General features: G+C 72.0%; 7 protein-coding genes, 4 tRNA genes and 1 other RNA gene. 6 read left to right on the top strand and 6 right to left on the bottom strand.

Annotated features, from left to right (window positions below):
* Positions 1-104 precede the first annotated feature (104 nt).
* From JOC24_RS07275 to JOC24_RS07255, 5 genes are all read left to right on the top strand, one after another.
* Positions 105-440, top strand: coding sequence for a histone-like nucleoid-structuring protein Lsr2 (locus JOC24_RS07275; protein ID WP_205019254.1), 336 nt, complete (start codon positions 105-107; stop codon positions 438-440).
* A gap of 153 nt (positions 441-593) precedes the next feature.
* Positions 594-665, top strand: a tRNA-Gly gene (locus tag JOC24_RS07270).
* A 79-nt stretch (positions 666-744) separates the two neighbouring features.
* A tRNA-Gly gene (locus JOC24_RS07265) sits at positions 745-817 on the top strand.
* Between the two features lie 360 nt (positions 818-1,177).
* The gene (locus JOC24_RS07260) at positions 1,178-2,491 is read left to right on the top strand and encodes a sensor histidine kinase (protein ID WP_239579809.1); all 1,314 of its coding nucleotides are present in this window, start codon (positions 1,178-1,180) and stop codon (positions 2,489-2,491) included.
* A 477-nt stretch (positions 2,492-2,968) separates the two neighbouring features.
* Positions 2,969-3,044, top strand: a tRNA-Gly gene (locus JOC24_RS07255).
* A gap of 41 nt (positions 3,045-3,085) precedes the next feature.
* Here JOC24_RS07255 and JOC24_RS07250 read toward each other — a convergent pair.
* The 6 genes from JOC24_RS07250 to ffs form a co-directional block, all read right to left on the bottom strand.
* The gene (locus JOC24_RS07250; RefSeq protein ID WP_205019253.1) at positions 3,086-4,012 is read right to left on the bottom strand and encodes a phosphoribosylaminoimidazolesuccinocarboxamide synthase; all 927 of its coding nucleotides are present in this window, start codon (positions 4,010-4,012) and stop codon (positions 3,086-3,088) included.
* A gap of 273 nt (positions 4,013-4,285) precedes the next feature.
* Positions 4,286-5,749 carry a N,N-dimethylformamidase beta subunit family domain-containing protein gene (locus tag JOC24_RS07245; RefSeq protein ID WP_205019252.1) on the bottom strand — a complete coding sequence of 488 codons (1,464 nt, stop codon included), beginning with the start codon at positions 5,747-5,749 and terminating at the stop codon, positions 4,286-4,288.
* Between the two features lie 210 nt (positions 5,750-5,959).
* Positions 5,960-7,681, bottom strand: a complete 1,722-nt coding sequence (locus JOC24_RS07240) for a M48 family metalloprotease (protein ID WP_205019251.1) — start codon at positions 7,679-7,681, stop codon at positions 5,960-5,962.
* 335 nt (positions 7,682-8,016) lie between these two features.
* Complete coding sequence (gene purD, locus JOC24_RS07235) at positions 8,017-9,270, bottom strand: phosphoribosylamine--glycine ligase (protein WP_205019250.1); 1,254 nt, start codon at positions 9,268-9,270, stop codon at positions 8,017-8,019.
* A gap of 174 nt (positions 9,271-9,444) precedes the next feature.
* Positions 9,445-11,697 (bottom strand): DNA polymerase III subunit gamma and tau, encoded by a 2,253-nt coding sequence (locus JOC24_RS07230; protein ID WP_205019249.1) that lies wholly within the window; start codon positions 11,695-11,697, stop codon positions 9,445-9,447.
* A 79-nt stretch (positions 11,698-11,776) separates the two neighbouring features.
* An RNA gene (ffs, locus tag JOC24_RS07225) (signal recognition particle sRNA small type) lies at positions 11,777-11,873 on the bottom strand.
* Positions 11,874-12,005: 132 nt separating this feature from the next.
* Here ffs and JOC24_RS07220 point away from each other — a divergent pair.
* Positions 12,006-12,093: transfer RNA gene (locus JOC24_RS07220), tRNA-Ser, on the top strand.
* Positions 12,094-12,258: the final 165 nt, after the last annotated feature.

Here is a 12,258-nt window from a genome sequence, read left to right as displayed (position 1 = left end):
CCCCGGAACAGTCGACAGCAGTCGATCCGCATCCGCCCAGCCGCCGGAAGGCCGGCATCCGTGCATGTCAGCCGCGCCGGTGCCGCAGGAAAGGACCGATATCCGTGGCTCAGCGCGTAGTGGTCACGCTCTCCGACGACATCGACGGGGGAGAAGCGGCGGAAACGGTCACCTTCTCCCTGGACGGTAAGTCGTACGAGATCGACCTGAATCCCGCCAATGCAAAGAAACTGCGTAAGGCGCTGGCTCCGTACGTGGCGGCGGGCCGAAAGCAGACAAAAACCGGCAAGCGAGGCAGGGCTCCGGTGTCGTACCACCACACTTCGCTCGCCCCGGACCCCGCGGCCGTGCGCGCCTGGGCCCGCTCGCACCGCATGGAGGTGCCGGCCCGCGGCCGGATCCCCAAGAAGGTCTACGAGGCGTTCGACGCGGCCAGTTGAGGGCAGCGCCCGGAATGTTCCATTCCGGGCCGGCGCCGGCCTGCCCCCCCGCGGGACACCCCGGGGAGCCGACTTGCACAACACCCCTGCAGGTCGGCTAGAGTCTGGAGCACGCCGAAGGGCAAGGCCGAAAAGCCGAGTCCCACGCAGCGTGCGGGTGTAGTTCAGTAGTAGAACATCCCCCTTCCAGGGGGAAGGCGCAGTGTGCAATTCCTGTCACCCGCTCTGCACTGCCTTACCGGATCACTCAGTGGATCAGGTAGAGTGGTGAGCGCTCCACCGGTGAAAGCCGAGTGGCAGCAATGCGGACGTAGCTCAGTTGGTAGAGCGCAACCTTGCCAAGGTTGAGGTCGCCAGTTCGAACCTGGTCGTCCGCTCTTGATTCAAAGGCCCTGGTCGATATCGACCGGGGCCTTTGGCGTTTCCGGTTATCGGCGCATGGCGCGCTTCATGGGCGTCGAAGAAACCGGAACGGCCGTCCAGGCGCCATCGGGGCGGTGGTGACGGCATCGGGGCAGTGTGATCCGGATCTCTCCCCCTCCGCGTCTCCCGGCTCTCTCCGCGTCTCCCGGCTGACTCCTCGGGCCGCTCGGAGGCCGACGGAGCCGGCACGGCCTGCCCGTGAGGCGACTGGTGCGGGGCCGGTGATGTTGGCCCGGACGAATCTCCCGGTGTTTGCTGGGCAGCGGTGGTTCCGACGGGATCCGAGTGGCTGCGCCCCGACGGGGCCGAGGGGGATGCGTGCTGTGTGGATAGGGGCGCAGGTGCGGCGCTGGAAGGGCCGCAACGGCTTCGACAAGATCGATCTTTACACGCGCGGCACCCTGCACTCCCTGGTCTGGATGTCGATCGTGCCCCAGGCGCTGCTCTCGGTCACCGGGCCCGTGCGCGAGTCCGGCGCGCCTTTCGCGCTGATATCCGGAACGGTCATGGTGGCGATCGCCCAGGGATTCGTTTCGACCCCTCTGGTGGCCCGGTCCATGGCGGCCTACCTGGGGCAGGGAACCGTCGACCGGCCGTTGCCCGCGCTCGGGGCAGTTCTGATGCTCGCGAACACCGCGGGCCTCCTCGGACTCGGTGCGTACACCGGACCCGAGGAGTTTCCCGAGCTGCCGGTGGCCCTGTCCGCCGCGGCCCTGCCGTTCACGACCTCGCTCGTCCTGATCGCGCCCATGTGGGTGTCCGCCGTGGCCCTGGCATGTCTGTCGGTGGGTGTGAGCGGCGGTACTTCGCTGGCCGGCGGAGGCGGGCCATTCGCGCTCCAGACCTTCCTCGGAGTGGGCTTCGGCGTCGGACTGCTCGCCGTGACCGCCCGGCTGTCCGCCTGGACTCTCGGCGTGATGTCGCAACTCCGCGAAGCCCAGGACGTGAAAACCCGGTTGGCGGTCGCCGAGGAGCGACTGCGGTTCGGACGGGACATGCACGACGTCCTGGGCCGGAATCTGGCGGTGATCGCGCTGAAGAGCGAACTCGCTGTCGAGCTGGCACAACGCGGGAAGCCCTCGGCCATGGACCAGATGGTCGAGGTGCAGCGCATCGCCCGCACCTCCCAGCAGGAGGTCCGGGACGTCGTACGGGGATACCGGGAAGCCGACCTCCGTACGGAACTGCTGGGGGCCCAGGGGGTCTTGCGGGCGGCCGGAATCGAGTGTGCGGTCCACGGCGACGGCGGGCTGCTGCCCGCCCAGGTGCAGTCGGCGCTCGGCTGGGCGGTGCGCGAGGCAGCAACCAACGTGCTGCGGCACGGCGATCCCCGGCGGTGTGACATCCGGCTGGAGACGGTGCGGGACGGGATCCGGCTTGTGGTGGAGAACGACGGCGTGACGCCGGACAGGGCCGGGACCACCGGCGGCGGCTCAGGGCTCCACGGGCTCCGGGAACGGCTGGCCGCGGTCGGCGGTTCGCTGGAGGCGGGGCCGGTCGGCGACGGGCGGTTCCATCTGACCGCCGCTGTCCCGCTGCCCGCGCGGCAGAGCGCCGCACCCTCCGCGCCCGCCGCGCCCGCCGCACCCGCCGCACCCGCCGCGCCCTCCGCGCCGGCGAACGGATGACGCCCGCCCGAATCCCTCGTCCTGGCCCCGGAGGCCCCGGCAGCGGCGGTGTGAAGACCGCCACATCGCTGCGGGCGGCGCAGCCCGGCCCCCTGACCGTGACCGTGCCGAGTCACGGCTCCCGGGAGCCTGGGGCGGATCCCGGTGCGGGCGTCCCGGGCGTTCGTTCCCCCGAGCGGTCGGCGACCGGGGTCGTCCGTACCGTGCGCGCGGGAGACGCTCCGTGGAAACGGAGTTGGTGGCCGCTACGGCCTTCGACCGGAGACTCCCCGTTGACCTCGCGGAAGGCGGGTCCCGAACCCGCAGCGGGCAGGGCGCCGGTCGCGGAGATCGCGGCGCGGACGTCCTCGGCCCCAGGGACCGTGCGTGGCTGCCTCCCGGTGGCGTACTCAGGACTCGAAGCCGAAAACCGTCGTGCGGCAGCGCGTCTCGACCACGAGAGAGGTTGGGTATAGTAGGCACCGCGCCACGGCGCATGCGAACGTAGCTCAGCTGGTAGAGCGCAACCTTGCCAAGGTTGAGGTCGCGAGTTCGAACCTCGTCGTTCGCTCCACACAAGAAGGCCCCGGTCCTCGTGACCGGGGCCTTCTTCCGTCAGCTCCCCTCGACCGGCCACTTGAGGCCGGTGAGAAGCTCGTACGCCTCCAGGTACTTGGCGCGGGTCGCTTCGACGATCTCCTGAGGCAGCGGCGGGGGCGGCTGCTCGCCGTGACGGTCCCAGCCGGAGGCCGGCGAGGTCAGCCAGTCACGCACGAACTGCTTGTCGTAGGACGGCTGCGCCTTCCCGGGCTCCCATGCCTCGGCAGGCCAGAAACGGGAGGAGTCCGGCGTCAGCACCTCGTCCGCGAGGATCAGCTCCTCTCCCCCGTCCGCGGTCGGCGCGAAGCCGAACTCGAACTTCGTGTCGGCGAGGATGATCCCGCGCTCACGGGCGATGTCCCGGGCACGGCCGTAGACGTCGAGCGTCGTCCGGCGGAGCGCCGCCGCCGTCTCGGGGCCGACCTCCCGGGCGACCTCCTCGTACGACACGTTCTCGTCGTGCTCTCCGACCGCGGCCTTCGTGGCCGGGGTGAAGATCGGTGCCGGGAGCTCGGAGCCGTCGACGAGGCCCTCGGGCAGCGCGAGACCGCAGACCGTGCGGGTCGCGTCGTACTCGGTCAGGCCGGAGCCGGTCAGGTATCCGCGCGCCACGCACTCGACCTGGACCATCCGCAGCGAGCGGCAGATCAGGGTCCGGCCGGCCCAGTCGGCGGGCGCACCGGCGGGAAGCTCCGCCGACAGCACATGGTTGGGGACCAGGTCGGCAAGCTGGTCGAACCACCACAGCGACAGCTGGGTGAGCACACGGCCCTTGTCCGGAATCTCGCTGGGCAGGACCCAGTCGTACGCGGACATACGGTCGCTGGCGACCATCACGAGGTCACCCGCCTCGTTCCGGTACAGGTCGCGCACCTTGCCGGTGTGCAGGTGGGTGAGCCCCGGCACCTGCACGGGCTCGGGCTTTTCTACGAAACCGGACACGCTGCCTCCGCGTAGGTTGATCCAGGAGTCGTTCCGATTGTCCCGCATGCGAAGGAGCCGCGCCGCCAGGGGTCGCACCGTGGGACGAGGAGCCGGATCCCGCGGCGGGTCCGCGGACCGGCGCGGTCGTCGTCCTCGTCGGTGTCCTCACCCGGCGGGGCGGACCGCCGGGTGAGGACACGGCAACAGCATTGTGGAACCGCACGGTCGGGAAGCCGCACGGGCTCACGTCCGCAGCGGTGGATGAACCGCTCCGGGTTCGGCACCCAGGATTCAGTCCCGCTTGCAGATCCGGTCGAGCAGATTCGCCGTGGCCCGCTGGATCCGGGGGTCGACATGGCCGGGGCGGTCCAGCGCGGGGGACCAGGCGAAGGTGCCCGAGGCGAAGACGAGCGCGCCGGACGGGGCGCGGTACAGCGAGGTCTCCTGGTGCCGGGTGGCCCCGTCACCGTCCGTGTACGGGGAATGCGCGAGCAGCATGCGGCTCTCGTGATCGGGCAGCGCGGTGCGCGGGAAGTAGCGGTCGGCCTCGCCTGCGACCAGGCCGTCGATCTCATCGCCCTCCGCCGCCCCGGTGGCTTCCCACAGCCAGTGGCCGGCGTTCCGCACCACCAGCGGATGGGGGTCGGGGACCCGGCCCGCGTACTGGATGCCGAGCAGTTGCTGCTCCGGGCGGTCGATCTCACGCCACAACGCGGACTTCCCCGGGCCCCGGCGCTTGCGGCAGGTGAGCAGGCGGTCCGGGCTCCCCGAGGGGGACGGGCCGAGGCCGACCTGCCAGTACATGGTGTTCGCCGAGAGGAAGACGAGTGAGGTGCCGGAGTCCCGGGCGAGCTCAGCCGTGCGGCGCATCGGCACCGACCAGTACTCGTCGTGGCCGGGGAAGACCAGGCCACGGTAGCGACTGGGGTCCACACGGCCGGCGTGCAGGTCGCGCGCGTCGGCGTACGCGAGGTCGTAGCCGTAGCGTTCGGCCCAGCGGATGAAGTCGTAGGCGTGGCCGACGTGGAGAGGGAGGCCCGCGCCCGCGTACGGGCGGTCGAAGGAGATGGTGACGGCGGCGTCCTCCTCGCCCAGCAGCCTGCCTCGCTCGTCCCAGGCGTGATAGAGGCTCGCGCCCGTCCGGCCGTCCTCCGGATAGAGGTTGTACGCCTGCCAGGTGACGTCGGGCAGCAGGAGCAGCAGATCCGCCGGATGTTCGTCCCGGACCGTGAAGGGGACGTGCGAGCGGTGGCCGTCGGCCGTGGTGAGCACGGCGACGTATGCGCCGACCGACCAGTAGCTGGGGATCTGCAGCCTCCAGGAGAGCCACCAGTGGTGGCAGGAGACGGTCCGCTCGGCGGTCATCGGTGCCGGCTGGACGATGCCGGACAGACGGGGGCTGGTGGTGATCTTGGCGGCTCCGTCGCCCGCGTAGTGCCCGATGCGGTAGACGTCGACGGAGAACTGCTGAGGCGGGTCCACGGTGATGTGGAAGTCGATCGCCTCGCCGGGTGCCGCGGCACCGGGAGACACGAAGCCCTTGATCTGCTGCCGGACGTCGTCGGCGGTGCGCGTCCCGCCGCCCGTTCCACCGCGGCCGAGCTCGGGGGCCGCGTACCAGGGGACGACCTGGCCCGTGTCGTCGAAGTAGTGCTCGCTGCCGCGCAGCCAGGGCAGCGGGCCCTGCCCGAAGGGGTCGCTCACGGCATGCGCGAGGGCACCCGATTCCCACCGCCGGATCTGCTCCGCCCCCATACCGCACCCCTCCCTCGCCCCCCGGCACCTGCGATGCGCCGGACGCCGACGCCACCCCCAGCACATCACATTAAGCACGCACTCCGTCACCGTTCGTCGCGAATCAACGCGCACGGAACCGGATTCTCCGTGCATCACCGGAACATTCCGCCCATTTCGCCATTCATGTGGACGGACGGTCGTACATTCGGCGGATCGTCGGCCGCGCTCTCAGCCCAGGCGCACCGGTTTGTCGGTGCGCACTCCCACCGAGGTGAGCCAGGAGAGCAGCGGCTCCGAGTCACCGTCCTCGACCAGCGTGAGGACGGGCGCGCCGAGGTCCGACCTGCGGCCGCCGTCGACCAGCAGCGCGGGGCCGTCGAGCCAGTCCAGCCCGGGCGCCGCCCCCGCCGTGTCCACGGCCGCGCAGCAGACCATCGCCACGACGTGGTCGGCGAGCAGCTCCGTGCCCGTACGTGGCGGCTGGAGGGGGAAGAGCGGGGGCGGCACGGGTCCCCAGAGGTCGAGGTGGTCACCGCCCACGCTCTCCTGCGCGGTACCGCCACCGGAGGAGGCGCGGGGCCGCGGCGTCGCCTTCTCCTCGTCGCGGGCCACGGCTGCACCTATCCCGGCCGCGAGTGCCTCGCTGTCCGCGCCGGGTGTGGCGAGGTGGTCGATCACACGCGCCAGCGTGGGTACCGCGGAGCCGTCGGCCGCCGCCGCACCCGGTGCGCCCACGGAGACGTTGACGGCCACCCCCATCGCGTCGAGCACCCGGTGCAGGCGGGCGGCCTCGGTACGCCACTTCCGGTCCACGACCTCCTCCGGATACTGCTGCCAGTCGACGGGGGACCAGCCGGGTCCGGGCTCCGCGGGCCCACCGTGGAAGAGCCGGGCGGCCAGCAGCGAAGCCGCCTCGTCGGCGGCGCCCGGCTCCTCGATCAGATCGCAGGCGGGGCGCTCCCCCAGCCGGGAGGTGAAGCCCTCGGCCAACCGGTCGCGCCGGGAGAGCTCCGTGAGCGCGGAGACGACCCCGGCGTCGAGCCGGGAGGGCCAGCGCCCCATCCGCCAGGCGGGCAGCGCGACGCGGGTCAGCAGCCGGTCCCAGCCGGCGTAGGCGAGGCCCACCTGCTCCTGGGCGGCGATCCGCAGCCCGTAGTCCACCTCATGCGCACGTCCCGAGGCCGAGGCGGCGACGCAACGCTCCATCTCCGACGCGTGATCGCGGCAGCCGCGCAGCAGCATTCCGGCGATCCGCCCCACGAAGGCAGCGGGAAGCCCGCGCACACGGCCCCGACCGGGCAGGGAGGCATCGGCGACCGCCGCGTCCAGCCCGCGGACGAAACGCCGGGCAGCGGCTATGTCGGGGTGCGCGGCCGGGCCCGTGCCCGCGACGACCGGGGCGAGAACCGCTCGCAGTTCGGCGACCCTCATCCACCACAGGAAGGGGGAGCCGATCACCAGCACCGGCGCTGCGGGGACCCGTCTCCCACGCCGGATCCCCGCGCGACCCCCGAGGGCCTTCACTCCCGGCTGCGCGGCGGGGTGCGTACGGTCCTCCAGCCAGCTGTCGCAGTCAGGGGTCAGCGCCACGGCCGACGGCACCGGGACGTCGAGCCGGTCGGCGAGGTCACGCACCAGCCGGTAGAGATCGGGGGCAGCGGTCTCGGTGAGGGGCACGGTCGGACTGACCGCGGGCCGTGCGCGGGCCACCGCGACGGCGACCCCCGCGGCGAGCAGCAGGACCACGACGGCGCAGGCCGTCACGGCCCAGCTGACCGTGGACCACACCCCTGCGATGCGCCCCTGGGCGCTCGCGACGAGCAGCACCACGGCGGCGGCCGCAGGCAGGATCGCCAGGGCCGTGGCCCTGCCACGGATGCGCAGCAGAGCGACGGCCCTGGCCCGCGCTGCGTGCGCACCCAGCTCCTCAACCGAACCGGTACCGGACACGACTGGACGTCACCCCCTCTGCCCCCGCGACGGTGTTGGTCACTCCCCCACTGTGGCACCCGCCACCGACATCGCAATGCCGGTGAGCCAAGTGCCGGAATGCCTGCGCCGCACCCTAGTTGGGGCCTCGGCGGGCGTCATCCGGATGGCCGAGCCGTCACCCGATGGAATGGCTTTGGGCAAAGCTGCTGACGAGTCTGCGCCCACCGGTTCAGTGATACCGCGGCCCCGGACGGGTGCACGGGCAGAACCCGCACGCCCTGCGTACGCGGAGGTGCCGGACACGCCTGTGCCCGGCACCTCCCTGGAGGGCCGGGCACGGGGACGAAGAGGTTTCAGGCTTCTTCGGCGGCCTTGCGGGCGATGTCCGTACGGTGCTGGGAGCCGTCGAGCCGGATCCGGCCCACGGCGGTGTAGGCACGCTCGCGGGCCTGTGCGAGGTCCTTGCCGCTCGCCGTGACGGAGAGCACGCGGCCTCCGGCGCTGACGACCGCGTCGCCGTCCTGCCGGGTGCCGGCGTGCAGGACGAACGCGTGCGGCGCATCCTTCGCCACGACATCCGCGAGGCCCTCGATGGGGTCCCCCGTCCGAGGCGTTCCCGGGTAGTTGTGCGAGGCGATGACCACGGTGACCGCGGCGTCCTCGCGCCAGGTCAGCGGGGGCAGCACGTCCAGGGTTCCGTTGGCGGACCCGAGCAGGATCCCTGCCAGCGGTGTCTTCAGCCGGGCCAGGACCACCTGCGTCTCGGGGTCGCCGAAGCGGGCGTTGAACTCGATGACCCGTACGCCGCGCAAGGTGATCGCGAGGCCCGCGTAGAGCAGCCCGGAGAACGGGGTACCACGGCGCCGGAGCTCGTCGACGGTCGGCTGCAGGACGGTCCGCATGACCTCGTCGACCAGCTTCGGGTCGGCCCACGGGAGCGGGGAGTACGCCCCCATGCCGCCGGTGTTCGGGCCCTCGTCGCCGTCCAGGGCACGCTTGAAGTCCTGGGCGGGCTGGAGCGGCAGCACCGTCACGCCGTCGGTGATCGCGAAGAGGCTCACCTCGGGGCCGTCGAGGAACTCCTCGATGACCACGCGGTCGCAGGCCAGGGCGTGGGTACGCGCGGCCTCGACGTCGTCCGTGACGACGACGCCCTTTCCGGCCGCGAGGCCGTCGTCCTTCACGACGTACGGAGCGCCGAAGGCGTCCAGGGCCTCGTCGATCTCTTCGGGCGTCGTGCAGACGTAGCTGCGGGCGGTCGGGACGTTGGCACCGGCCATGACGTCCTTGGCGAACGCCTTGGAGCCCTCCAGCCGGGCGGCCTCGCCCGAGGGGCCGAAGCAGGGGATGCCGGCCGCACGCACGGCGTCGGCGACGCCGGCGACGAGCGGCGCCTCCGGGCCGACGACCACCAGCTCGGCGCCCAGCTCGGTGGCGAGGCGCGCGACGGCATCGCCGTCGAGTGCGTCGACCGGGTGCAGTTCGGCCACCTCTGCGATTCCGGCGTTGCCGGGGGCGCAGTACAGAGCGGTGACATCGGGGTCGAGGGAGAGAGAGCGGCACAGGGCGTGTTCGCGGGCGCCGCCGCCGATGACGAGGACCTTCACGGGGTGCAGCCTAGCCGCCGGGGGCCGGGGGTCTCGACGGGCGCCGGTCCGCGGACAGCCCGTGGACCGGGATCCGGGGTCGCGGAGTCCGCTCCTCGTCGTCGACCCGCCATCCGCCGGTGGCCCGGACACCCACCGCTCTGTGCCGCGCCCCGTCAGCGGGCCGGTGGCCCGCTACTCGTTGGTGAACTCCTCGACGACCGTGGCGCCCAGCTCCCGGACGATCAGGTCGTGCCCGGAGAGCGCGGAGTCGACCAGATCGGGATCATCCGCCTCGGCGGTGTCGTCCTCGGGCGCGACCGACCGAGGCGGCTCGGGGGCCGCCCGGTCGTAGGAGGACGGCTCGGGCCGCCCGGGCTGCTGCTGCGGGGGCTGCTGCGCGGGCGGCGGAGTCTGCTGCGCGGGGGCGGGCTGCCGGGACTCGTACGACGGAGCCGGCGGCGCGGGCGGAGGCTGGTACGGGGCGGCAGGAGGCCGGCCGCCGCCCCCGCCGCCCTGCGGGGGCTGTCCGCCACCGCCCGACGGGTCGACGACCGCGTCGACCCGCCACTTGGCGTTGAACTGCTCGGCGAGAGCCTGCTTGAGCACCTCCTCGCTGCCACTGCTCGAGAAGGTGTCGCGAGCCCCGGCGTTGAGGAAGCCGATCTGCAGGGTGCTGCCGTCGAAGCCGGTGACCTGGGCGTTCTGGCTGAGGAGGATCCAGGTGAACCGCCGGCGGTTCTTCACGGCGTCGAGGATGTCCGGCCACATGTTCCTCACCTGGGCGGCGCCCTGCACCATGTCCTGACCGCCGGCCGCGGGTGCCTGAGCGGCGGGAGCCGGGGCAGCCGGGACAGGGGCGGCCGCAGGCACGGGAGCCTGCGGCACGCCGCCACCGGGTGCGGAGGCGGTCGGCCAGCCACCGGGCCTCCGCGCCGGTTCCGCACCGCCCGCACCGCCCGCGCCACTCCCGGCACCGGCCGCCGAGGGCCAGGCCCCGGGGCGCTGGCCTACGGGCGCCTGGGGTTGATGGGCTTGGGGCTGGGCCTGCCGGCCTTGAGGCTGGGGGGGCTGGGCATGGGCCTGCGGCTGCTGGGCCCGGGGGGCTTCCTGCGGTGCGGCCGGCTGGGACTGCTGGTACTCGGGGGCAGCAGCCGCCTCCGCAGCCCGGGCCGCGGCGGGGCCTCCGGCACCTCCCGCGCTTACGGCGGGCATCCCGACACCCGCTCCGTGGGCCTCCCGCCCCGGTGCGTACCCCAGGGCGGGGCCGGGCCCGGCCGCGGCGAAGGACGCGCCGCGCTCCAGCCGGTCCAGCCGGGCCTGGAGCGAACGCTCGTCGTCGAAGGCGGCGGGCAGCAGCACCCGGGCACAGATCAGCTCCACCTGGAGCCGGGGCGAGGTCGCCCCGCGCATCTCGGTGAGCCCTTCGTTGACCAGATCGGCCGCGCGACTCAGCTCCGCGGCGCCGAAGACGGACGCCTGGGCCTGCATCCGTTCCACCACGTCGGCGGGGGCGTCGATCAGCCCCTTGTCCCCGGCATCCGGCACGGCGGCCAGGATCACCAGGTCACGCAGCCGCTCGAGCAGGTCCGCGACGAAGCGCCGGGGGTCGTTGCCGCCCTCGACCACCCGGTCCACGACCTCGAAGGCCGCCGCCCCGTCACCCGCCGCGAAGGCGTCCACGACGGAGTCCAGCAGGGACCCGTCCGTATAGCCGAGGAGCGAGGTCGCCATGGCGTATGTCACACCGTCGTCGCCGGCGCCGGCCAGCAGCTGGTCCATGACGGACATCGAGTCACGCACGGATCCCGCGCCGGCGCGCACCACGAGCGGAAGCACACCGTCCTCGACGGCGCTGTTCTCCTTGCCGCACACCTCGGCGAGGTACCCGCGCAGCGTCCCGGGCGGAACCAGCCGGAAGGGGTAGTGGTGCGTACGCGACCGGATCGTGCCGATGACCTTCTCGGGCTCGGTGGTCGCGAAGATGAACTTGAGATGCTCCGGCGGCTCCTCGACCACCTTCAGCAGGGCGTTGAACCCTGCCGGGGTGACCATGTGCGCCTCGTCGATGATGTAGATCTTGTACCGACTCGACGCGGGCCCGAAGAAAGCCTTCTCCCGCAGGTCACGGGCGTCGTCCACGCCCCCGTGCGACGCGGCGTCGATCTCGATCACGTCGATCGAACCGGGCCCGTTGCGCGCGAGGTCCTGGCAGGACTGGCACTCCCCGCAGGGTGTGGGTGTGGGGCCCTGCTCGCAGTTCAGGCAGCGGGCGAGGATGCGCGCGCTGGTCGTCTTTCCGCAGCCGCGTGGCCCACTGAAGAGGTACGCGTGATTGACCCGGTTGTTCCGCAGGGCCTGCTGCAACGGGTCAGTGACATGCTCCTGACCGATGACCTCGGCGAAGGACTCGGGGCGATAGCGGCGGTACAGCGCAAGGGACGACACACATACGAGGTTATCGGGGCGCACCGACAACTGGTCCCGCCCCGGACCGGGCGCCCGGCGGGAGACCACACCCCGGACACGCAAGGGCCCCCCACGCACCCGCCAGAGCCAACCTACCCTTGCTGCCTTCCGGCCCTGGGGGAGTTCAGTCAGATAGCGCCACGTGAGGGGCTGACGCCCACCTTAGCCGATCCCATCCCCCTGCCGTCCACCCGCTCCCCCACCCCACCCCTCCCGGAGGACGGTCCGGAACGATCTCCGGGGAACGTGTTCGCGAGCACCCTCCAACGTCTTGTATTGTTTGCCGCGGAGGATTCGCCTAGTGGCCTAGGGCGCACGCTTGGAAAGCGTGTTGGGGGCAACCCCTCACGAGTTCGAATCTCGTATCCTCCGCCATTGCTCTCACCGGGCAATACGTCGAAGGGCCCCACCGCTTGCGGTGGGGCCCTTCGACGTTGCTGGTCTCAGTTCTAGTCTCATTCCTTTCCGACATAAGAGACATTTCATTGCGTCGACTTGCCGTCGCCGGGTCGGGTCACAGGACATCGCCTTCACTCAGAA

It is taken from the genome of Streptomyces sp. HB132, assembly GCF_016909575.1.
GTDB lineage: Bacteria > Actinomycetota > Actinomycetes > Streptomycetales > Streptomycetaceae > Streptomyces.
The sequence above is the reverse complement of the archived record's forward strand: the minus strand, read 5'-3'. Positions and strand labels throughout refer to the sequence as shown.

Excerpts from the sequence above, each read along its gene's own strand:
- JOC24_RS07260 (WP_239579809.1), top strand. The coding sequence starts at position 1,178 with ATGCGTGCTGTGTGGATAGGGGCGCAGGTGCGGCGCTGGAAGGGCCGC.
- JOC24_RS07245 (WP_205019252.1), bottom strand. The coding sequence starts at position 5,749 with ATGGGGGCGGAGCAGATCCGGCGGTGGGAATCGGGTGCCCTCGCGCAT.